20 protein-coding genes are annotated in these 22366 nt (G+C 64.0%); 6 read left to right on the plus strand and 14 right to left on the minus strand.

Annotation, left to right across the window (positions count from 1 at the left end; all coding sequences use genetic code 11):
- Nucleotides 1-13: 13 nt before the first annotated feature.
- The 9 genes from HCN50_RS14650 to HCN50_RS14690 form a co-directional block, all read right to left on the minus strand.
- A complete protein-coding gene (locus tag HCN50_RS14650) occupies nucleotides 14-1006 on the minus strand; it encodes a M1 aminopeptidase family protein (RefSeq protein ID WP_235976973.1) in 993 nt (330 codons plus the stop codon).
- Nucleotides 1006-1791 (minus strand): creatininase family protein, encoded by a 786-nt coding sequence (locus HCN50_RS14655; RefSeq protein ID WP_171710362.1) that lies wholly within the window; start codon nucleotides 1789-1791, stop codon nucleotides 1006-1008. The genes HCN50_RS14650 and HCN50_RS14655 overlap by 1 nt, the downstream gene beginning before the upstream one ends.
- A gap of 17 nt (nucleotides 1792-1808) precedes the next feature.
- Nucleotides 1809-2594: an HvfC/BufC N-terminal domain-containing protein gene (locus tag HCN50_RS14660; RefSeq protein WP_171710363.1), complete on the minus strand. Its 786-nt coding sequence runs from the start codon at nucleotides 2592-2594 to the stop codon at nucleotides 1809-1811.
- Nucleotides 2591-3496 (minus strand): MNIO family bufferin maturase, encoded by a 906-nt coding sequence (gene bufB, locus HCN50_RS14665; RefSeq protein ID WP_171710364.1) that lies wholly within the window; start codon nucleotides 3494-3496, stop codon nucleotides 2591-2593. Before bufB ends, HCN50_RS14660 begins: the two co-directional genes overlap by 4 nt.
- Before the next feature lie 111 nt (nucleotides 3497-3607).
- Nucleotides 3608-3865: a BufA2 family periplasmic bufferin-type metallophore gene (gene bufA2, locus HCN50_RS14670; protein WP_210264923.1), complete on the minus strand. Its 258-nt coding sequence runs from the start codon at nucleotides 3863-3865 to the stop codon at nucleotides 3608-3610.
- A 191-nt stretch (nucleotides 3866-4056) separates the two neighbouring features.
- A complete protein-coding gene (gene bufA2 / locus HCN50_RS14675; RefSeq protein WP_171710366.1) occupies nucleotides 4057-4320 on the minus strand; it encodes a BufA2 family periplasmic bufferin-type metallophore in 264 nt (87 codons plus the stop codon).
- Nucleotides 4321-4688: 368 nt separating this feature from the next.
- Nucleotides 4689-6482 (minus strand): thioredoxin domain-containing protein, encoded by a 1794-nt coding sequence (locus HCN50_RS14680; protein WP_171710367.1) that lies wholly within the window; start codon nucleotides 6480-6482, stop codon nucleotides 4689-4691.
- Nucleotides 6483-6581: 99 nt separating this feature from the next.
- Nucleotides 6582-7046: a DoxX family protein gene (locus tag HCN50_RS14685; RefSeq protein WP_171710368.1), complete on the minus strand. Its 465-nt coding sequence runs from the start codon at nucleotides 7044-7046 to the stop codon at nucleotides 6582-6584.
- A 143-nt stretch (nucleotides 7047-7189) separates the two neighbouring features.
- Nucleotides 7190-7921 carry a cytochrome c biogenesis CcdA family protein gene (locus HCN50_RS14690; protein ID WP_171710369.1) on the minus strand — a complete coding sequence of 244 codons (732 nt, stop codon included), beginning with the start codon at nucleotides 7919-7921 and terminating at the stop codon, nucleotides 7190-7192.
- A 198-nt stretch (nucleotides 7922-8119) separates the two neighbouring features.
- Here HCN50_RS14690 and HCN50_RS14695 point away from each other — a divergent pair, with 198 nt between their 5' ends.
- The 3 genes from HCN50_RS14695 to HCN50_RS14705 all read left to right on the plus strand — a co-directional run bounded on the left by HCN50_RS14695 (nucleotide 8120) and on the right by HCN50_RS14705 (nucleotide 12615).
- On the plus strand, nucleotides 8120-10165 hold the full coding sequence (locus HCN50_RS14695) for an adenylate/guanylate cyclase domain-containing protein (RefSeq protein WP_171710370.1): 2046 nt from the start codon (nucleotides 8120-8122) through the stop codon (nucleotides 10163-10165).
- Nucleotides 10166-10261: 96 nt separating this feature from the next.
- Nucleotides 10262-11239, plus strand: a complete 978-nt coding sequence (locus tag HCN50_RS14700; RefSeq protein WP_171710371.1) for a hydroxyacid dehydrogenase — start codon at nucleotides 10262-10264, stop codon at nucleotides 11237-11239.
- Between the two features lie 80 nt (nucleotides 11240-11319).
- A complete protein-coding gene (locus tag HCN50_RS14705) occupies nucleotides 11320-12615 on the plus strand; it encodes an MFS transporter (protein ID WP_171710372.1) in 1296 nt (431 codons plus the stop codon).
- An 81-nt stretch (nucleotides 12616-12696) separates the two neighbouring features.
- Here the strand turns inward: HCN50_RS14705 and HCN50_RS14710 are convergent, their stop codons facing one another.
- Nucleotides 12697-13308 carry a TetR/AcrR family transcriptional regulator gene (locus HCN50_RS14710; protein WP_171710373.1) on the minus strand — a complete coding sequence of 204 codons (612 nt, stop codon included), beginning with the start codon at nucleotides 13306-13308 and terminating at the stop codon, nucleotides 12697-12699.
- 107 nt (nucleotides 13309-13415) lie between these two features.
- On the opposite strand from HCN50_RS14710, the gene HCN50_RS14715 reads away from it, so the two are divergent.
- Nucleotides 13416-14648 (plus strand): cytochrome P450, encoded by a 1233-nt coding sequence (locus tag HCN50_RS14715; RefSeq protein ID WP_171710374.1) that lies wholly within the window; start codon nucleotides 13416-13418, stop codon nucleotides 14646-14648.
- A 168-nt stretch (nucleotides 14649-14816) separates the two neighbouring features.
- Nucleotides 14817-18464 carry an AsmA family protein gene (locus tag HCN50_RS14720; protein WP_171710375.1) on the plus strand — a complete coding sequence of 1216 codons (3648 nt, stop codon included), beginning with the start codon at nucleotides 14817-14819 and terminating at the stop codon, nucleotides 18462-18464.
- A gap of 122 nt (nucleotides 18465-18586) precedes the next feature.
- On the opposite strand, the gene HCN50_RS14725 is transcribed toward HCN50_RS14720, so the two are convergent.
- Together HCN50_RS14725 and HCN50_RS14730 are read right to left on the minus strand one after the other, a co-directional pair.
- Entirely contained in the window at nucleotides 18587-18964 is a 378-nt protein-coding gene (locus tag HCN50_RS14725) for a PRC-barrel domain-containing protein (protein WP_057842937.1), read from the minus strand.
- Between the two features lie 204 nt (nucleotides 18965-19168).
- Nucleotides 19169-20761, minus strand: coding sequence for an ABC-F family ATP-binding cassette domain-containing protein (locus HCN50_RS14730; RefSeq protein ID WP_171710376.1), 1593 nt, complete (start codon nucleotides 20759-20761; stop codon nucleotides 19169-19171).
- A gap of 264 nt (nucleotides 20762-21025) precedes the next feature.
- Between HCN50_RS14730 and HCN50_RS14735 the strand changes: the two genes are divergently transcribed.
- A complete protein-coding gene (locus tag HCN50_RS14735) occupies nucleotides 21026-21604 on the plus strand; it encodes a tetratricopeptide repeat protein (protein ID WP_171710377.1) in 579 nt (192 codons plus the stop codon).
- Between the two features lie 55 nt (nucleotides 21605-21659).
- Here HCN50_RS14735 and HCN50_RS14740 read toward each other — a convergent pair whose 3' ends face one another.
- Together HCN50_RS14740 and HCN50_RS14745 are read right to left on the minus strand one after the other, a co-directional pair.
- On the minus strand, nucleotides 21660-21920 hold the full coding sequence (locus tag HCN50_RS14740; RefSeq protein ID WP_171710378.1) for a ribbon-helix-helix domain-containing protein: 261 nt from the start codon (nucleotides 21918-21920) through the stop codon (nucleotides 21660-21662).
- Nucleotides 21917-22105, minus strand: coding sequence for a DUF4169 family protein (locus HCN50_RS14745; protein ID WP_171710379.1), 189 nt, complete (start codon nucleotides 22103-22105; stop codon nucleotides 21917-21919). Before HCN50_RS14745 ends, HCN50_RS14740 begins: the two co-directional genes overlap by 4 nt.
- Nucleotides 22106-22366: the final 261 nt, after the last annotated feature.

The raw sequence follows: 22366 nt of genomic DNA on the forward strand, positions 1-22366 counted from the left end.
GAAAATCTCGCGCTTAGTCGTTTGACCGCGGCTCGGTGATCGCCTTGCGGATCGCCGCCAGCGGCGCGGTGTCATCGAACTCGATATCTTCGCCGGCGCGCTTCAATCCGAGGTCGCGCCATAGCGCGGCGAGATCCGGCGTCACCGGCTTCGGTCCCATCTCGTCGTGAAGCCGGGTCAGCACGTCGACGCCGACGGCCTTGTCGGCCGTTGCTAGAATGCGCTCGATCGGCCAGTCCTGCTCGTGATTGCCACCGGCGGCGAGCACGCCGCGCATCGCGTCCTGCAGGCCGAGGCGATTGTCGGTAGCTTTGCGGATTTCGATATCGGCGAGCAGGCAGAACAGCGCGCCGCCCCAATATTTCCGTCCCCATGTGGCGGTGTTGTCGAGGCCCTGGTCGCCCGCCAGCGGCAGCCCCTTCGGCATGTCGCGCATCATGGCCTGCCAGATTTCGCGCGCCGCGAGGTCGCCGGCCTGCACCCGAGCGACCGGCTCGATATAGACGGCCAGTCCCTCCGACAACCACGCGTAGCGATCGGGCATGTCGGGCAGGGCGGTATGCACCATCTCGTGCACCATCACCCAGTCGCGCCGCAGGACGTCCTCGGTGGAATCGCGGCCGAAGGGAATCCGAATGGCGGCGCCGCGATAGCCCCAAGTCGTGCCGCCGCGGATGCGCGCGCCGTCGACGGGCACCAACAGCAGCCGCAGCGACTTGACGGGAAACCGTCCGTAATAGGTCGTGACGGCCCGGGCTGACATTTTGATCCAGTCGAGCAATTTTTCCTTTGATAGCGCGATGTCGCCGGGGGCGAACGCGACACGGATAGTGCCGCCGGGTACTTCAAGATCGGTCCGGGCCAACCGGTCGAACGCATCATAGGGCATGCGGCCGCCCTGCATATATTCCGACTGTGCGCCGGCGCGGAACGATATCGCGCTTGCCAGCATGGCGGCGATGGCGGCAACGGCAACGATCCAGCGGACGACACTGGCGGCTTTCATCACAGCACGCTTTGGACCGCGGCCGGCCGATGCTCGCTGGGGTCTTGCGCGATGAACGCGGCAGCCTGCTCCTGGAGATCCTCGAGCATGGCGGCCAGCAAGGCTTCGCCCTTGGCCGCTGTCGCCCGCATCGGATCGCCGTAGCTGCCGGACCGGCTGTAGTTCGGGGAATGCGGATCCGACGGCGTCAATGCGCCCGGCGTCTCCTGCTCCAAAGTGGGGCTCGCTTCGGCGCGCGTCATATCTACCAGATGCGGCGCCAGCGCCAGCATCAGCGACGTTTCCAGTTCGTCGGCATGGCTGCCATGGCTCTGCTCGGCCAATTGCCTGGCGATGCGCGGATAGCGCGGGCCTTCATGGATCCACAAATGCCTGATTCGCGTGCTGTCGAGGCGCGCCAGCGCGCGATCGACCGGAGCCAGGGTGCTGATTCCGGTGTTGAGCACGAGCAGCTTGCGGCAGCCGCCGCCGAGAATCTGCCCGGCAATCTCGCGCACCAGCGCCTCGAAGGTCGAAATCGACAGGCTGTTGCTGCCGGCATATTCGACGAAGGCGGGATAATGGCCGTAGGTCAGCGTCGGCCAGATCAGCGCATCGATCCTTTCCGCCATCCTGCCCGCGAGCCATTCGGCCTGAATGCGGTCGGTGTTGAGCGGGAGGTGAAAGCCGTGCTGCTTGGACGCGGCGCCGATCGGCAGGATCGCCACCGCGCCATCACCGATGCGCCGCGCGACCTGGTCCCAATGCATGCGCTCGATGAAATGGCGATCGGTGTCACTTCCCATTCGCCGAGCGCTCCCCTTCATGGGCCGACGGAAACATCCGTCAAAAGCCCTGCCGTGATCCAGCCGTGCAGATAGCCTGCGCCGCGGCCCGCCGCGCTGTCGGGGTCGTCATAGGTCGCGAGCATTTCGCAGAGCACGCCGAACGGAATGCCGCTCGCGGCCTCATCCCACATCATCGCCTCTTCCGCAGAAAGTTCGCGGAACATCGGCGTGACGTCCTGTCGCCAGATCAACAGATGCACGGGCTGCTGCAGTTCGGTCGTAGCCGGCGGTGTTTCACCGTTCTTGAGCGCAAGCCAGATCGCAGCCGCATTGGTCGCCAACTCGAGCCTGGATGCGCTAGGATGCGGCTGAAATCGGAGACCCGACCATGCTTCGGGCGCAAAGCCCGCCATGTCGGCCAGTTCGACAACTTTGCCTTCAGCGGCGTCGAACGCATCGTTGAGCGCCTTCTCCAGCGCTGCGAGCTCGGATAGCACGGGGTGCTCGGCGTAAGGCGCGGTCGATTTCAGAAATTCCGGCAGGCCTTGCGAGAACCAGCGCAGATTTGGATGCCCGGAGGGCCGCGCCTTGACGTAAGCGTGCCCCATCTCGTCGAACATCTCGTCGCCGAGATAAAGATGCAGCAGTTCATGGTCGTTACGAACAGCTTCCACCAGCCGCGAGCCGTAGGCATAGCGATAGACCCCGAACAGCGTCTCGCGTTTCTCCCGCGGGCTGTCGAGAATTTCAGCCAGCACCGTATCGTCGCCGTCGAGGATGCCGCGCTGGAATTCCGCCTGCTGTCGCGCGAAGTCGCTCATCCCGTCTGCTTGCCCGTTGGCAGGATTTTCTCGGCCATCTCGCGGGTCCTGGCCACCTCGAGCAGAAGCTCGTCGACCGGCGGAATATTGTCGTCGCGCTCGATCATGGTCGAGACCCGGCCGAAGCGCCTCAGCGCCGCGGCATAGAGATCCCAGACATCCTCGCATACCGGGTGGTCGTGGGTGTCGACGATGTGCGTGCCCATATGGCTGTGGCCGGCGATGTGAAACTGCACCACGCGATCCGCCGGAATACCATTGAGGAAAGTGATGGGATCGTAGCCGTGGTTGAAGGCGCTGACATAGACGTTGTTGACGTCGAACAAGAGCCAGCATCCGGAGCGGCGCGACAGCTCAGCCAGGAATTCCCATTCCGTCATTTCGGAGTTGGCGAACTGGACATAGGTCGAGACGTTCTCGAGCACGATGGCGCGGCCCAGAAAATCCTGCACGAGCTGCACACGGCTGACGACGTGATCGAGCGCTTCCTCTGTGTAGGGAATCGGCAGGAGATCATGCAGGTTCTTGCCGTGCACGCCGGTCCAGCACAGATGGTCTGATACCCATTTCGGCTCGACCCGTCGGGCGAGGTCCTTCAAGGCTTGCAGGTATTCGAAATTCGGGGGTGCCGTAGAGGCGATCGACATCGATACGCCGTGCATCACCACCGGATAGCGCTCGCGGACGCGATCGAGCGTGCGCAGCGGTCGGCCGCCGGGCAGCATATAGTTCTCGCTGATGACCTCGAACCAATCGATCGGCGGAGTGCCACCCAGGATTTCGTCGTAGTGCTGGTGTCGCAGGCCGAGACCGAAGCCGAGGAAGGGCGGCCTGGCCGACGCCGTCAGCCGCTCTGCAAGCGCCGCCGCCGAAGTGTCTGGCAATCTGCTTGCGACGTTCATCTCGTCTCCGCTCGAACGGCGCCGTGAAACGAGGCGCGTCTTCCAAACTGCACCGTCAACCTAACATGGATGCGAGGCCCGGCCTACACCGGGCCCCGATCAAACCCGCAGCTAGGACGGCTGGAACTTGCCCTTGGCGGCGTCGCACTTCTCCTTGGTCATGGCCGAGAAGCCCTGACCCTTGCAGGCGTTCTGGCCCTTACAGGCATTGGCACCGCCCTTGCACGCGCTCTGGCCCTTGCATGCATTGGCGCCGATGCACTTACCCTCGCCGGCGGCGTAGGTCACGGTCGACACGGTGGTGCCGGCCAGGAACAGGGTAGCAGCGGCGGCGGCCAGCGCGGCGCCGGATTTGGAAGTCATCTTCATGGTCATCCTCCAAAAGAAGTGTGAGGGTGCATCGCCCGCAAGCAGCGACAAATCAAGCCGACAAACGGCACCCGGAGAAAGTTACGCAGTGGGTTCGGACTTGGTTACAGGTAAGGCCAACTTTATTTTAGCTGTCAGTGCGAAACAATGAGGCCCGGTTGGGGCCGGGCCCTCTGCATCTGACCCGCCGATCAGCCCTTGACGAACTTGGCTCCCATGGCGGCGCATGCCTTCTCGGACGTCATCGAGAAGCCGGTGCCCTTGCAGGCGTTCTGGCCCTTGCAGGCATTCGCGCCGCCCTTGCATGCGCTCTGGCCCTTGCAGGCATTGCCGGCCATGCACTTGCCCTGCGCGGCGTTCGCGGATGTCGACACCGTCGACACCACCGAGCCGGCGAGGAACAGGGTAGCGGCAGCGGCGGCGAGCGTCGCACCGGATTTGGAATTCAATTTCATCACGATCTCCTCGATGAGTGTTTTGAAGGCAAGACGCCGCGCGCATCCGATGATCGTTCGATCACGGATCCCCACAACGCAAGCGATGTGACGGATGGCAACCGGGTCGCGGGGGCCTGCCGGAAACGTCAGGTCTCCGTGACCGAGTGCTCATCCAGAGCCAGCTACGGGGCATCGGTCGATTTGGTTACAGAGTTTCAAAAGAAAATTTTCTTTTCTTGCGGTCGGACATCCCGTCGATGTCTAACCCGGCGGCTCCAGAGTATTCGTTGCGCCATGGCGACCTCCACGAGCGCGCGCCGCATGGAAAGCGCGTCGTTTCAATGGATTAGCTGGATGTCCGGCATCAGTTGCATTGCAATGAAGCTCTACCCCCGGTGTTCACGTGTCGGCTTCAGCCTCGCCATCTGCGCTACCGTTGCCCGCAACTCCTCAGCGTTGAAAGTCGGAAACGAGCAGATGCGGTTGCTGCAGGCGAACGCCGCAGGTTCGCCGAGATCTGGATATTCGACGTCGGGGTTGGGCAACTTGCCCTCGCGCAGGTCGAGCCATTCGAGGCGCTTGTAGCGGGCCGGCAGCGCGCGGCCCAGCGCGTGCAGGGCTTTCGCACGGGCGTCGTCCTTATGTCCAACGATGGTGATGTGGGTGGGCTCGACCGCGAGCTCTTCATCGGCGAGCAGCACGCCGGGCAGCGGACGCATCATCCCGGCCGCGGCGCTGGCGAGATAGCGCATCGCGTGCGCGGCGTGCTCGCGATAGGCCTCATTGCCGAAGTACCGGTTGAGCAGGTTCATGAATCTTGTAACCAGCACCTGGTCATCGATCAGCTTGGCGGGCTTGGCGAGCACGCCGGTCTTGCCTTCCGCGGTCTTCGAGGTCACGAAGCCGCCGGCTTCATCCCGGAACCTCGCGACGAAATCGCCGGCCTTCGCGGCCCTGGTAAGCCAGTCGCGATTTCCCGTGGCGGCATAGAGATCGAGGAAGGCCTGACCCATCGCCAGCGTGTCGCCGAGGAACGGGCCACCGCGATCCTTCTCGCCGTGACGGAAGCCGCCCTCCGGTAGCGTGCGGTTGTCGATCACCCATTTCGCGGCGCGCTCTGCGATCGCCAGCACCTTGGGATCGTTGGTGACGTTGTAATAGGCCACAAGCCCGGAGATCGCCCAGCCATTTTCGCGCGCATACAGGTTCTTGTCGATGCGCGGCATGCCGAGCTTGCGGCGCTCGGCGTCCGATAGCGCGTAGTATGTGGGTCCCTCGGTGTCGTGGTCGAGATCGGCGTCCTGGCTGACAAAGAACGCGCCGTCGGGGCTCGTCAGAAATTCCGCGAGATAGCGTTCGATGTTGCGCGCCGCGGCCAGATATTTCGGATCCTTCCACAGCCCATAGGCCTGGCTGTATTGGCGGAGATATTGCGCCTGGAACGACATGATCTTTTCGAAATGCGGATGCGTCCAGGATCCGCTTTCCGAATATTGATAGACGCCGCCCCAGACCGGATCGATCAGCGCAATCGCGGCGTCCAGCGTCTGCCGTGCGCGCTTGATCGCGGTGGAGTCGCCAGCCTCGGCGCGGGAGATCGCCAGATCCATGCTGTCGGTGTCGATATATTTCTGGTTCGCGCCCCAGCCGCCGAGCTCTTCCTGGTAGGATTCGTCGATGTTCTTCGTCAGTGCCGCGCGCTGTTCCTTGCTGAGAAAGGCTGACGGCGACGGTTTTACTTCAAAGGCTTCGCCGACCGACGGCCCCGGCGACGGATCGTCGATGATCGCCTTGAGCAGTGACTGCATCCGCTCCGGCTCGATATATCCCCTGATCTTGGCGATCTCGGTGCCGTCGGGGCCGAACACGATGGTCGCTGGCCAGCCCCAGTCGCCATAGCGGCTCGACAGATCGGGGTTGGCATCCTGGTCGACGCGAACCGGCAGATATTTTTCCGCCAGCAACTTCTTGACCTCGGGATTGGCGTAGGTCGTCTTCTCCATGACGTGGCACCAGTGGCACCACATCGCCTCCAGATCGAGAATAACGAAGCGCTGCTCAGCCTGCGCGCGGGCGAACAGGTCGTCGCTCCAATCGTTCCATCTGGGCCCATCCGAAGCAGATGACGGGGCTGCCGCAAGTGCGGCGAGGACCCAGGCGGCTATGCGGACGAGGTTCATGGCGGCTCCGGAAAGGTTGGCGTTTCGCGAGCTACGCACGCGGCGAACCCAGGGCTCAGCTTTGGCTCAGCTTTTCGACAACGTCACGGGATTGTGAGATCAGGTCGATTTCTCGCGATGGCCGGCCGCGTTCACCAGCAGGCGGTCCAGCGAGGCAACGCCGGGCCCGGCAATCGCAAGCCACATGAAAGCGGCAAAGTAGGTCGCTTCCTCGAACCCGAGCAGCGTTTCCAGCGAATCGACATCGCCCCATTTTGCCGACCTGATGGCTACGAGCATGACCACCGCCAGCATCGCCGCCGGAATTCGCGTGAACAGGCCAAGGATCAGCATGGCGCCGCCGAAGAATTCGACGCCTGCGACGAAGGGGGTGAGGATGTTCGGAAACGGGATGCCCCAACCGACGAAATTCTCGGTCACCTGCGCCAGATTGTTAAGCTTGCCCCAGCCGGTCAGCATGAAGGTGTAACCGACGATGAGCCGCATGATCAGCGGGCCGGCCCAGGAAAAATATGATGCGATTTGCGCGGGCAGCAGGATGAGCAGATTGACGATGAAATACATGCGAATCCCCTCTAAATATTTTGGCGTCGCGAGACCGCAGCTTGCTGCTTCGTCCAATCGGTGCGCGCAAAAAGCCGCGGCCGCGACCGCGGCGATCTGGTCCTGACTAGAAATTCGCAATGACCGGCCCGCTTGTTACGGGCTCAACCGAAATTTTGCAGCGCGGGAAAAGTCTCCAACAGCCAGATGCTGATGTTGGAGACGGCGCCGGTCAGGAAGCCGATGCCGGTGATCACCATCAGGACGCCCATGGCCTGCTCGACCTTGCCTAGGTGCCGCTTCATGCGCGCAAACAGCGCGGAGAACTGCTCGATCATGAAGGCTGCCAGCAGGAACGGAATTCCGAGCCCGGCGGAATAGACCGCGAGCAGGCCGGCTCCCTTGGTGACGGTAGCCTCGGCGGCTGCGATCGACAGGATCGCCGCCAGAATGGGACCGATGCAGGGGGTCCAGCCGAAGGCGAAGGCGAGTCCCATGGCATAGGCGCCCCACAGACCGACCGGCTTCGGCATCGGCATCCGGCCTTCGCGCATCAATAGGCCGATCCGAGTCAGGCCGAGGAAATGCAGGCCCATGATGATGATCACGATGCCGGCGACGATCGAGAGCTCGGCCGACCAGGCCCGGATCAGGCCCCCGATCAGGGAGGCGCTGGCGCCGAGCGCCACGAAGACGGTGGAGAACCCAAGCACGAACATCAGCGCCGATGCCATCACCGCGCGCCTGGAAGCCTGCGTGTTCTCGTCGTTGGCGACATGTTCGATAGTCGCGCCGGTAAGATAGATCAGATAGGGCGGCACCAGGGGCAGCACGCAGGGGGAAAGGAAACTGACGAGACCGGCAATCAGCGCCGCCGGGATGGAAACATCGTGCATTGCATGACCTTCGAGAATTGCCGCAAGGCATAGCGCCGTCTTGGCATGTACGGAACGGGCAATCGATAAGTTTCGTCGCCATTGCGGCTCAACTTCGGTCACAGGGCCGTGTCCGGGCGGCCGAAATTGGCCTCGCGGGCGAAACAGACGCTGCTATGGTCCCGTATAGCGGTAATCAGACCGTCAACGGACCCTTGCATGCGCCTCGGCATCCGCACCGCCATTTCCGCCCTTGTGCTGACATCCATCGTCGTCAGCGCCGTCGGCGTGCATCTGTTGTGGTGGCGCACCGCCCAGCAGGTCAGCCAGACGCTCGCCAACACCATCAACGACCAGATCGTTTCCGCGGTCGGCGACGAATTGCAGTCGGTCACGTCGGAGGCGCGCTCGTCGATGATGGCGGTGCGAACGCTGCTGGCTGAAAAAGTGTTCGACCCGCACGACGCCAGAAAACGCGAAATCGCGTTTCGGTCGCAGTTGTTGTCGCAGCCGACCATCTCCTGGGTGGCGTTCGGATGGCCGGACGGATCGTTCTTTGCCGGGCACAAGCTCGGCAACAGCGTGATCGAGATGCTCGAGATCACGCCCGACCGCAACTTGCGCATCAATCGCTACGAATTCGTCGGCAACGATCTCAAGCTCAAGGCGAGCTGGTTCGAGGAAACCGACTATTCCGTGACCGAGCAGGAATGGTTTCGGGTCGCGAAAGAGACCAACGACGAATATTGGTCGACGCTGACGGCGCATCCGCGCGGCGAACGGCTGGCGGCGGCCTTTTCGGCCCCGCTCGAGATCGATCAGAAACCGGCCGGCGTCCTCGCCATCATCATCGAGCTGACCCGTGTCTCGAATTTTCTGTCGCAGCTCACGGTCGGCAAATCCGCCGGCGCCTTCATTCTCGAGCGGGACGGCAAGGTGGTAGCCTCGCCCGACCCCGACGCCAGCGAGCTGGTGGCGCTGAAGACCGATCATCCGCTGTTGCCGGTCGCGGTCGACGCGATCCGCAATGCCGGCAGCGCCTACGAACCCGGCGAAGGGCAGCCGTTCAATACGACGTTGACGCGGGACGGCAAGGCCTATCAGGCCGGGATCACCCCGATCTCGTTTCCGGGCTGGTCGCTGGTCACGGTGGTGCCGGAATCGGAATTTCTCGGCCCGGTCCAGATGACGATCCGGAATCTCTTGATCGGCCTTGCGGTCTTGATCGTCTTTGCCGGGTTATTGTCGGCATGGCTTGCCCAGCGTCTGATCGCCACGCCGCTGCTCAAGGTGGTCAACGAGATCAGGCATGTCGAGCGTTTCGATCTCGACAAGGTGCAGCGGCATCCGTCGCGGCTGGCCGAGATTGGGAATCTTTCCGGCGCGATCGGCGATATGGCCCAGGGGCTTGCGGCATTCCGCAAATACATCCCCGCCGACCTCGTCAAGCGGCTGATCAGCGATGGCAATGGCGCACGCCTTGGCGGCGCCGTGCGGCCGATGAGCGTCATGTTCATCGATCTCGCCGGCTTCACCGGCATGTCGGAGCGGCTGGGCGACCGCATCATCCCGCTGCTGTCGCGCTATTTCGACTGTGTCTCGCTGCAGATCCAGAGCCACAACGGCACCATCGACAAATTCATCGGCGACGCCGTGATGGCGTTCTGGGGCGCGCCGTCGCCCAACCCCGATCATGCCGTCGATTGCTGCCGGGCGGCCTTGGCGTGTCGGCGCGCCATGGAACAGGCTGATCTCGTCGATGACCATGGCCAGCCGGTCAGGATCCGCATCGGCATCAACTCCGGCGACATGCTGGTCGGCAATATCGGATCGGAAGTGCGGCTGAACTACACGGTGATCGGCGATGCCGTGAACATTGCGAGCCGGCTGGAGAGCACCAACAAGGCCTACGGCTCCACGATCATCATCGGCCCCGAAACGCGACGGCTTGCCGGCGACCGCGTCGTGGTCCGCGAGCTCGACCGTCTGGCAGTCTATGGCCGCGCTGGCGGACTGCAGATTTATGAATTGCTTGATATGGCCGGCGAGGGCGACGGCACGCCTGACTGGGTGGCTTCGTATGAGGCCGGGCTTGCCGCATGGCGTGCGCGTGATTTCACGACGGCGCTCGGCGCCTTCGAGCAGGCGCGGGAAATCCGCAAAGAAGATGCGGCGTCATCGGCGATGATCGAACGCTGCCGCCAGCAGCTCGAAAATCCCAGCGGCGAAGACTGGGACGGCACGACGATCGCACGGACGAAGTAAGATTGGGCGCTGGCCGCCTTGCATGCGGAAGCCGCTTGGCCATAGATGTGACGCCGCCACGCCAAACGTGCCGGCCTTACGGGGAGGCCTCCAGCGTTGAAAGTTCTGTTGACCTATACGCCGCAGTCCCGCGCCCAGTATTACGGCGAGCGTAGCCTCAAGGGGCTGCAAGCCATTGCAGAGGTGAAGCTGCATCAAGCGAACGATGCGCTCGACGCCGCCGGCCTGATCGATGCCGCCCGCGATGTCGATATCATCGTGGCCGACCGGCTCACCGCGGGTCCCGGCGAGATCTTTCCGGCGCTGCCGAACTTGCGCGCCTTGGTGCGCTGCGCCGTTGATATCCGCAACATCGATGTCGAGGCGGCGTCCGCGGCCGGCGTATTGGTCACGCGGGCGGGACCCGGCTTCGTCCAATCGGTCGCCGAACTGGCGCTCGGCTTCATGGTCGACCTGTCGCGCGGCGTGTCACGCGCGACCGCCGAGTATCATGCCGCGCGCAAGCCTGAGGTCATCATGGGCCGGCAACTGTCTGGCAGCCGCCTCGGCATCATCGGCTACGGCAGCATCGGCCGCTACCTCGCTGGAATCGCCAAGGTGCTGGGCATGGAGATTCTGGTCGCCGATCCCTATGCGACCGTGAGCAACGCCGGCATTCAGCACGTAGCGCTCAACGATCTCCTGGCGCGCGCCGATTACGTGGTCTGTCTCGCCGTCGCCAATGAAGAGACCGAAAATCTGATCGGGCAGGCAGCGCTGGCGCGCATGCAGCCCGATGCCTTCTTCATCAACCTCTCGCGCGGCAATCTCGTCGACGAACAGGCGTTATCAGCGGCACTGCGCGAAAACCGCATCGCCGGCGCCGCCATGGATGTCGGCCGCGCGCTCGACCAGATGCCCTCGCCGGAGCTCGCCAGCCTGCCGAACGTGATCGCCACTCCACACATCGGCGGCCTGACGCCGCCGGCGATCGAATACCAATCGCTGGAAACGGTGCGGCAGGTCGAGAAGATCGTCGCCGGCGAGGTTCCCCTTGGCGCCGTCAACGCCGACAACTGGACGCGCCGTCCTTGACCGCCGAAGGGCGGGTGTCATCGCGATGTTCATACCATGATCAGCACCAACGCGGCAAAAAACAATATGGAATGGCGGTGATGCATCTTCCCTTCTTCTACGGCTGGCTGATCGTCGTGGTCACGTTCGTCACCATGGCGATCGGCGTCAATGCGCGGACGGCGTTCTCGCTGTTCTTTCCGCCGATCATCGGCGAATTCGGCTGGGACCGCGGCGTCACCGCGGGCGCGTTTTCGTTCGGCTTCGTGGTTTCCGGCGCTGTCTCTCCGCTGATCGGCCGCATGATGGATCGCCTCGGGCCGCGCGCGGTGATGGAGCTTGGCGTGGCGCTGATGGGCGGCGGCCTCTTGCTCGCGCCGCTGACGACGCAGCCCTGGCATCTCTATCTCACGATCGGCGTACTGGTCGGGGCGGGAAGCGTGTGCCTCGGCTATTCCGGCCAATCGTTGTTTCTGCCGAACTGGTTCATCCGCCGCCGCGGGCTCGCCATGGGGCTGGCCTTTGCCGGCGTCGGCATCGGCTCGATGACCCTGCTGCCCTGGGTGCAGCACATGATCGAGCAGACCGGCTGGCGCACCGCCTGCACCGCGATGGGCGTTCTGGTGTTCGCCGTGCTCGCACCGATCAACCTTTTGCTGCGGAAGCGGCCCGAGGACATCGGGCTGTTGCCGGATGGCGACGCAGCTCCGTCGGCGACATCGGCCCCGCCAGTTTCGAACGTGGTCGATCCGGCATGGGCCGCGACCGACTGGACGCTGCGCCGCGCGCTGCGTACCGCCCGATTCTGGTGGATCGCGCTTGGTTATTTCTGCGGCCTCTATGTCTGGTACGCGGTGCAGGTGCACCAGACCAAGTTCCTCCTCGATGTCGGCTTCAGCGCGAACGTGGCGGTATGGGCGCTCGGCGTCGTCAGCCTGCTCGGCATTCCCGGCCAGATCTGGCTCGGGCATCTCTCCGACCGGATCGGGCGCGAATGGATCTGGGCGATCAGTTGCGCCGGCTTTGCGGTCTGCTTCGCCGCGCTGATCGCCCTGAAGTTCGCGCCCGTGCTGCCTTTGGTCTATCTCATGATCTTCACGCAAGGCGCGCTCGGCTATGGCCTGACGTCGATCATGGGTGCGGTGGTGCTGGAAATCTTCCAGGGCAAGCAATATGGCGGCATTTTTGGCACCATCATGCTGGCCGCATTGGCCGGCGGCGCGGCAGGGCCTTGGGCGACCGGCTGGCTGTTCGATCTCTCAGGCAGCTACACGTCAGCATTTGCGATCGGCATTGCCGTCAGCATACTGTCGGCGGTCGCGATCTGGCAGGCATCACCGCGCAAGGTGAGGGCGGTCGCGGGACAAATGCACAAGGCGCAAGCCGGGCGCGACTAGCTCATCAATTCCTCACCAGCGGGGCCATAACGCAGTAAAGACTAGCTTGGCGCGCAGAATGTATCGAACGTTCGTTCCGCGTCACGCCGATGAAATTCCCATTGTCCGCTGCAGGTCGCCGATGGCGCGGAAAAAGCTATCGGGCGGCGTGGTCTCCGGATCGATCAGGCGGTGCAGGCGAAAACCGTCCTCCAGCGCCAGCACCAGGGCGCCGGCCCAGGCCGGATTGAGAATGGTCGTCCGGCCGCTGTTTCTCGCGGTGGTCTCGATGATGTCGGTGACCAGTTTGCGCCGGGCGCGCAGCCGCTTGGCAAGTTCGGGACGGCGCTTTTCGGCGCGCGCCACGAACAGGATCATTTCCATGTGCAGCAGGGGGGAGCGGCCGAGCGGATCCTGCGCGCTGCGGTTCATGCTCTTCAGGGCGTCGATGAAATCTGCAAGGCTCTTGTGCCTGTCGAGCAGATCGCGGATGCGTCCGATCGATTGCTCGACGTGGTCCTCGAGCATGGCGATGATCAGTTCGTCCTTGCTCTTGAAGTTCGAATAGAACGCCCCGCGCGTGAAGCCGGCCGCCGCCGCGATCGCCTCGATGCTGGCGCCGCCGATCCCCTGTTCCTCGAACACGCGCGCCGCCGCCTCGAACAGCTTTTCGCGGGTGTCATCCCTTGTGGGTCTCGTTCGAACTCTTGACATCTGCCCAGTTTAGGCGAGAATGCAACTCAATACAATAATGTATCGAGTTTCGTTCGATCGGGCCATGGGGGAAAGCGCTGAACAGCGCACAGCAGCATGAGGTCACCATGAACGAGCATGTTCAGACTGCCGGTAGCGCGCCGTTGTTCAACCCGCTGGCCCCCGAATTCATCCGCAATCCCTATCCGCATTACGAGCGGATGCGCGCTACCGATCCGGTGCACCTGACGCCGCTCGGCATGTATGTCTGCAGCCGCCATGCCGAAGTCAGCCTCGTGCTGCGCGACAGGCGGTTCGGCAAGAATTATGTCGAGCGCACCATCCGCCGCTACGGCCCCAAAATCATGGACGAGCCGGTGTTCCGCAGCATGAGCCACTGGATGCTGCAGCAGGATCCGCCGGACCATACCCGCCTGCGCGGCCTGGTGGTGAAGGCGTTCACCGCGCGCCGGGTCGAGGATATGCGCCCGCGCATCCAGCAGGTCGTCGACCAGACGCTCGACCACATCATCCCGCAGGGAAAAATGGATCTGATCGAGGATTTCGCCTTCCGACTGCCGGTCACCATCATCTGCGATATGCTCGGAATTCCCGAGGAGCATCGCGAGGCGTTTTATGCCGGTTCGCGCGACGGCGGACGGCTGCTTGATCCGGTGCCGCTGTCGCCCGAGGAGATCAAGCAGGGCAACGCCGGCAATGCGATGGCGGCGATGTATTTCCAACAACTGTTCGAGCTCAGGCGCAAGAACCCCGGCGATGACCTGACCACGCAACTGGTGCAGGCCGAGGAAGACGGCAGCAAGCTTTCGAACGAGGAACTGACCGCCAATATCATCCTGCTGTTCGGCGCGGGTCACGAGACCACCGTGAACCTGATCGGCAACGGCCTGCTGGCGCTCTATCGCAATCCCGATCAGCTCGCGCTGCTCAAGGCGAGGCCTGAACTCATCACCAATGCCATCGAGGAGTTCCTGCGTTACGATTCGTCGGTGCAGTTGACCGGTCGGGTGGCGCTGGAAGATATCGACGATCTCGGCGGAAAGCGCATACCGAAAGGGGAGAGCGTGCTCTGTCTGCTCGGCTCGGCCAACCACGATCAGGCGGTCTATCCTGATAGCCCGGAGCGGCTCGATATCACCCGGCCCAACGTGAAGCCGCTGTCGTTCGGGGGCGGCATCCACTTTTGCCTTGGCGCCCAACTGGCGCGGATCGAGGCTGAGGTCGCAATCTCGACCCTGCTGCGACGGATCCCGGACCTGCGGCTCGATGACGCTGTCAACGCGGAATGGCGGCCGACCTTCGTGCTGCGCGGCCTGAAGCGGCTGCTGGCAAGCTGGTAAAGTCGCGGCGGCAGCTTCAGCCCCCAGCTGCGGTGGCGGGAGCCGGGCGGGGCTCCTGTCAGTATGCCGCTGTGACTTCGCCACACTTCTCTCTATATTCCGGGCTGCTCCGGGGGGCCAGGTCCGGCATGGCGCGGCCAGCGCCGGGGCGGTTTAAGGGGAAGCACCGTGCAGACGACGCTGCTCGGCCTGGCAATCGCCTTCATCGTTGCGCTGATTGCTGCGCTGGTTGGGCCGTATTTCATCGACTGGAACCAGTTTCGGCCGCAGTTCGAGGCCGAAGCGACGCGGATCATCGGCACGCCCGTTCGTGTCGGCGGCAAGCTCGAAGCGCGCCTGTTGCCGGCGCCGTCGCTGCAACTGCGTTCGGTGGTGGTCGGCGGCGCCAACGATCTCGGCAAGGTCCGTGCGGACAAGCTCGACGTGGAATTCAGCCTTGGTTCGCTGATGCGCGGCGAGGTACGCGCCACCGAACTGACGATCAACGGCATGTCGCTCGATCTCGGTCTCGATTCCAGAGGGCGGATCGACTGGCCGGCGACGACCGGAACCGTCAATCTGGGCGCGCTGGCGATTGACCGGCTCAATCTCACCGGCCGCATCGCGCTGCATGACACCGCGAGCCGCTCCACGCTCGAACTAAACGATATCGCCTTCAGCGGCGACGTGCGTTCGCTCGCCGGCTCGATCCGCGGTGACGGCAATTTCATGTTCTCGGGCACGCGCTATCCGTTCCGGATCTCGTCGGGGCAGGGCCCCGACGGCAACGGCACCCGCGTTCATCTCAACATTGATCCGGGCCAGCGCGCGCTGATGGCGGACCTCGATGGCCTGCTGAACTTCGATTCCCGCGCGCCGCGCTTCGAAGGCGCGATAACGCTTGGTGTTCCTCCCGCGCAGAAGGGTAAGGACAACGATCCGCCATGGCGTATGGCGGCGAAGATCAAGACCGACTACTCGGCGGCGCGGCTGGAACAGATCGAGGTAACGTACGGCGTCGAGGAGCGCGCGCTGAAGCTCGCCGGCAGCGGCGACATTCGCTTTGGCGCGTCGCCCTTGTTGCGCGCGGCGCTGTCGGCACGCCAGCTCGATGCCGACAGGTTCGTCACCAAGGAAAACTCGAAGGACAGTTCTACTGAGCCGGCACGCCCGTTACCGGCGCTGCAGGCGCTCACGTCGGTCGTTTCGCATCTGCCGATCCCCGCGCAAATCGAAATCGCATCCGAGCAGGTCATACTGGGCGGACGCCCGTTGCAGGACATCGCTGCCGATCTGCAAGGCGATACCAAATCGTGGCGGGTGCACAGGCTGGAATTCCGTGCGCCCGGCGCGACCAAGGTTTCGCTCAGCGAGACCGACGCGAAGCGTGTTGCACCGGACCGGTTCAAGGCTGCGCTCAGCATCGAGTCTTCCGATCCCGAGGCGCTGCTGATCTGGCTGCAGGGGCGCAGCGAGATCACCTATCGCAGCCAGAAGCCGCTTCGGCTGCGCGGCGACTTGACCGTGGCACCTGATGGTTTTGCCGTCGAGACCATGAAAGCCGACATCGATGGCGGCACGGTGGAAGGGCGGGTGGCGGTATCGCACGGACGGGCGGATCGCGGCTCACGGATCGATGCGGAGTTGAAGGCGGAGCGTCTCGATCTCGATGCCGCCACCGCGTTCGCGCGGTCGCTCGCAGGGCCGCAAGGCGAGTGGCCGGAGGAAGGAAAGCTTTCGCTCGATATCGGCCGTGCCAGCTCCAGCGGCCAGGAACTCAGTCCGCTGCTTGCCAGAGTGGCCTACTCGCCGGCCAAGATATCGATCGAGCAGTTGAAGATCGGCCAGCTTGAAAGCGTCGCGCTGGATGGCGCGGGCACTTTCGACCGCGTCAATGCGACTGGATGGTTCGCGCTCAATTCGAGTGCCGCCTCGCTCGCCAAGTTGACCAGCCTGATCGTTCCTATTTCTCCGGCGCTGGCCGCACGGCTCAATGCAATGGCGACGAACCCGGGTGCGGCGCGCCTGAAACTGGCGCTCGACCTCACCAGGAATGCCGGGCCATCCGATCGGGTCCTGGCGCGCGCCACGGCCGATCTCGACTCGCCGTTGCTCAAGGGTGTCACCACCATCACCGGCCGGCCGGCCGTCGCGGCAATCCAGGGGCTCGATCTGGCCACGCTCCGGCGCAGTGAAGTCTGGGTCGATTCAAAATTATCGTCCGACCAAGGTCACACGCTGCTCGCCTTGCTCGGCCTGGATCGCGTCATCACGGCGGGCGACGGCCCGGCGCAATTCGAGGGCACCGCGACAGGCGCGTGGGGCGCGCCGTTGCGGCTCAAGGCAAAGATCTCGGGAAAGGGCCTTGATGCCGAGGCGGAAGGCTCTGCCGAACCATGGGCGCAGGAGGCGTCGGCAAATCTTGGCCTGAAGGTCCGGAGTGCCAATTTCGCCCCGCTGCTCGATCTCAAGCCGGCGGATACGCTGGCGCAGAACATCGGCCTGTCGTCGCGTGTGCAGCTCACCGGCAACAGGCTGACGTTCGACGATCTCGACAGCAGCATTAGTGGTTCGCGGCTGCGAGGCCGCGTGGCGGTGACGCTCGGCGAAGAGAAGGAGATCGAGGGTGAAATTGGCGCCGAGCAGCTCGCGCTGGCGCCGGCCTTTGCCCTGGCGCTTGGCGCGGCCGGGCACGATGCGGCCGAACCGCTGGGCCCGGGGCTCGCGAAGGGCTGGCGTGGCAAGATCGCATTTCAGGCGCTGCGCGGCTTGCTTCCGGGTGGCAGCGAATTGCAGCCGGTGAGCGGGGTGGTCAAGAGCGATGGCCAGTCGCTGACCTTCGATTCCATCGCAGGCAAGATCGGCGGCGGAGATCTCGCCGCCAGTGTCGATGCGAAGTCCGGCGCGACCGGAATTGCATTGAATGCGAGCCTCCAGCTCTCCGGCGTGGACGGCACAGCGCTGCGCTATCGCAATCTTGCGATGCCTGCCGGCCGTGCATCGATGCAGATGACGCTGACAAGTCAGGGCCGCAGCGCCTCGGCGCTGGCAGGCGCGCTGTCCGGCAGCGGCACGCTGACGCTGGAGGCGGCAAGGATATCGGGCCTCGATCCGCGCGCCTTTGAAGTGGCGGTTCGCGCCAATGACAGCGGGCAGGCCAAGGATGACGTCAGATTGAAGCAGATCGTCGAAGCCGCGTTGCCAGCCGGTGCGCTCGCGGTTCCTTCGGCGCAGATCCCGTTCACCGTCCGGGACGGCCGGCTTCGCGTGGGCGCGACGACGCTGGACGGCAATGGCGTGCGGGCCATTGTCTCCGGCGGATACGATATTGCCGCCGATCAGGCGGACATCCGCGCCGCGCTTTCCCTGACCATGACGGCCGGGCGTCCGGAGATTCAACTGATTGCGGCGGGCACGCCCGACACACTCAGCCGCAGCGTCGACATCGCCCCCTTGTCCTCATGGCTGGCGGTGCGCGCGATCGATCACGAAACGAAACGGCTCGATGCCATCGAGCGCGGCGAGCCGCCACCCGCAGCGCCGCCGCCGATCGTGCTGCCCGCGGATGGACAATTACCTATACCGGATGTAACGCCGCCGGCGCCGGCAGGCCAGAAGGGCGCCCGCGACCCGCGGCGGCCTCCGGCGAAGAAGGCGACAGCGCCGCGTCCCCCGACCGTCAATGCGCCGCCTGCGCCCGTCGCTGGCGCGCCGCAAGTGGCGCCGCTGCCGCCGCCGATCGACGTGCGACCTGCGCCGGGCGCCGCCAGGCCGAAACCGCGCCCGCCATTGGCGCTGACGCCTCAGGTCGCCAATCCGCCGCCGCGCTCCAACTAGGGCTTGGACTCAGAGGTTGGCCCCTGCGGCGTGAGATGACCACTCACGCCGCAGGGGCCGGTCGAACAGCTCAATGATTCAGGTGGCGCTAACGATTGAGAAGTTTCAGATGCTGGCTCCCGTTACAAACCACCTCGTCCTTCCCAGTACGTAGGTATTCCGTAGTGCCGGTGGGTTCGCGTTTCCCAATCTCGATCCTGCCACGAGTCATCACTGAACTCAGGCGCATCCTTTAGCTGTTGCTCAGTGATATTGGTTCGAAAACCACCAAGCGACGTATCGTAGGTCAGGGCGCTCCACGGGATGGGATAATGACTGTGGCCCAACCCGACAAATCCGCCAAAGCTCATGACGGCATACGCCACACGACCTGACACCTTGTCGATGATGAGGTGATCAATCTCACCGATATTCTTTCCATCTGCTCCATAAACCTCGGTTCCGTGAATGTCTTCGCTCGAGATGCATTGATGATCCGGATGGGCTGTTGCGCGGGCCATGGCTTCGACTCCTTCAGAAGTGGGTTTGTCGAATTAACTCGGCCGCTACGGGCGTCGTTCCTGGCGGCCGAGAACATTTCACAGCGCGGCGAAGGGCCTTGTTGCGGCGCAGGGAGTCTGGGCGTCCGACCCATATGTCGGTTATCAGCCCAAGGCGGTCGGGTCATTTCGCGGCCGTGCGGTAACCCGCGTTGAAGGATAGATTTACGAATGGACGGCCTGGCCGAGCACGATCTCCCTTTCAATCCCGATCGCCCGCAAAAACGCCTTGTCGTGGCTGACCACGATCAATGCGCCGTCGAAGCTCTTCAGCGCGCTTTCCAGTTCCTCGATCGCGGCGAGATCGAGATGGTTGGTCGGCTCATCCAGCAGCAACAGGAATGGCGGCTGCGGGCGCGCGAAGACGCAGGCGAGGCCGGCGCGCAGCCGCTCGCCGCCGCTGAGCGTGCCCGCGATCTGCAGCGCCGTGCGATTGCGGAAGGCAAAGCGTGCCAGGGCGGCATGGGCCTGGTTGGCCGTGAGCTCCGGATTCAGACGGCGCAGATTGTCGAGGATGCTTAACTCGGGATCGAGCAGCCCGATATGCTGATCGAGCACAGCCATGCGGTCGGTGAGGCGACTGATGTCGCCGCCTGCGGGGGTGAGTTCGCCGGTGAGCAGGCGGAACAACGTCGTCTTGCCGGAGCCGTTGGCGCCGCGGATGGCGATCCTTTCGGGTCCGCGAACCTCGAAGGACAGCGGCCCGAACAGGCGGCGCTCTCCGAAGGCCATCACCACGTCCTTGAAGGCGATGAGTTCGCGGCCGCCGGGCAGATTGGTGCGCGGCAGATCGATCGAGAGCGGCGTCAGGATCTCGACATGGGCCTTGGCGGCTTCCAGTGCCTGGGCGCGCTCGCCCAGCAGGCGGTGGGCGAAATGGCTGTCGCGCGCGGCGCTGTTCTCGGCGCGCTCCTTCTCGCGGTCCATGAACATCTTGTCCTCGATGCCCTTGGCGCGCCAGGCGCGGCCGGCCTTGTCGCGACGCGCCTTCTTCTCGCGCCCCTTCTGCAGTGCGCGCTCGGTATTGCGCAGGGCGTCCGCGGCGCGATCGAGGTCATCGGCGGCGCGGGCGCGGGCGGCCTCGCGCGCTTCGGCAAAGGCGGGCCAGGAACCGCCGAAGATCGTGATGCCGACCGGGGTCAGTTCGACGATGCGGTCGACGCGCTCGAGCAGCGCGCGGTCGTGGCTGGCGACGAGGACCCCGCCCTGCCAGTGTTCGAGTAATTCGGCCACCGCCTTCCTGCCGTCCGCGTCGAGATTGTTGGTTGGTTCGTCCAGTAGCAGCAGATCCGGCGCCCCGATCAAAAGGCGCGCCAGCGCCACCCGCGTTCGCTCGCCACCACTTAACGAAGCGATCGGGCGATCCAGCGACAGCGACGGCAGTCCGGCGTCAGTCAGTGCCGCCTGTATCCTCGTTTCCAGCGTCCAGTCCGCTTCTGTCGCGTCATCAAGCGAGCCTTCGCCGCGCTCGAGCCGGCGCAGCCGGGCACGATCGCCGGCGACGCCGAGCGCTTCGTCGACCGTCAGCCGTTCGTCGGTCAGTTGCGCGAGCATCCCGATCGAGCCGATGCGTTGCAACGAACCGCCGGCCGGTTCGATCTCGCCCGCGATCAGCCGCAGCAATGTGGATTTGCCGCAGCCGTTGCGGCCGACAAGGCCAGTGCGCTCGCCTCCAATTGCGAGCGTCAGTCCATCGAACAGCGGGCGTCCGTCAGGCGTGGCAAGAGAGATGGAATCCAGAACGAGAAAGGCAGGCATGGAGAGACTTCCGAAAATGGACTGAGGTCGCGGCGCGTGGTCAGCTTTGCGATGTCCATGTCTCTCTCCAGGGATTGTCTCGGAGCGGTCTTCTGGTCAGGTTCCGCCGGTCGGCGGCGACGGCAGCCAATTAGATACGGATTGCCCTCGCTCGCGTCCAGCGTGCCGCGCGGGCGTCTCGAAAGGCCCGCGGGAATAGTGCGGGCACGGCGGGGTCTCTATCTCCGGCTGGACCTTGCTCATTTTGGAAAACCGGAGATTGGCATGACGAAATCGGCACTCAAGCTCGCAACGCTCGCCCTGTTCTCGATGGCGCTGGTCGCGCCGCCCCCGTTTGTTCCGGCCTTTGCCGCGGGAGGCGGCAGCGATCCGCCTTCGGCCACACCGCCGCCGCCAACGGACACCCGGTCCGCGCCCAAATCGACCAAGGCCAAAAAGAAGGCCCCAAAACAGTCGAGCGTGAACGACGATGCGTTCCGGCAGGCGTACCGAGCCGCGCATGCGACAATCTATCAGCGCAACGATTATGCCGGCGCCATCGCGCAGCTCAAGGCGCTCGGCCGCGACGACAACGCGGATGTCGCCAACCTGATCGGCTATTCCTATCGCAAGCTCGGCGACTACAGGCTGTCGCAGACCTGGTACGAGCGCGCACTGAAGGCGGACCCGAACCACGTGCTGACCTGGCAGTATTACGGCCTGTGGCAGATCGAGCAGGGCAATCGCGACCAGGCATCGTATCATCTGACCCGGATCGCGGCGATCTGCGGCACGGGCTGCGAGGAATACCGGTCGCTGGCCGCCGCGCTCGAAAAGCCGCCCGGCACCGGACTCGTTTATTGAGCGCTGCAAGGGAACAGGGCGGGCGCGCTGACGGCGCGCTCGTCCAAATCTTGAGCTAAGCCTGCGGCCGCGGGGCGTCGGGCGCCGCCGCGGCGGGCATGGCGCGGGTGCGGAAATAATCGAGCACGAAAAGGCGGATCGCCGAGGATAGATTGCCCTGCTGGCGATTGCTGTCGATCTCGCCGACCAGTTCCGATAGGGTCATGTTCCGCAGTCCCGAAATTTCCTTCATGCCGTTCCAGAACGCCTCTTCGAGGCTGACGCTGGTCTTGTGGCCGGCGACCACGATCGAGCGTTTGACGACGGGTGACTTCATGACGCCTCTCCGTCATCGAGCTTGTGCTGGTCCAAAAAATCGCCGGCGCGATCCTTGCGACGTTCATCGAGCGCACGTTCAGCTTTGGTCCGGCCAGACCGCGCGCGGTTGGCTTCGGCCTGCCTTGCCGATTGTTCCCGTTCGTTGCGCTTCTTGAATCGCCTCAGGTTGATTACGTCTGCCATGTTCGCCTCCATCATCCGGCGACTCGAAGGCATGATGATTCACTAACTGGGAAAATGTCGAGTGGCATGCACGCAAATTGAATGGTCATTCGGAATCCCCGTGTAGCGCTCTTTGATAGCATCAAAAAATTGTTTCGCTCTGCGAAAACCGAATAATTCCTGCTCTACCACGCGTCAGCGCGCCGGCGATAGATGATCAACCTCATTCTCTGCGAACGATCCATAATTTATACGTCTCATCCGTAGTTTCCCGGGTTCGAC

The sequence above is a fragment of the Bradyrhizobium archetypum genome (assembly GCF_013114835.1).
GTDB lineage: Bacteria > Pseudomonadota > Alphaproteobacteria > Rhizobiales > Xanthobacteraceae > Bradyrhizobium > Bradyrhizobium archetypum.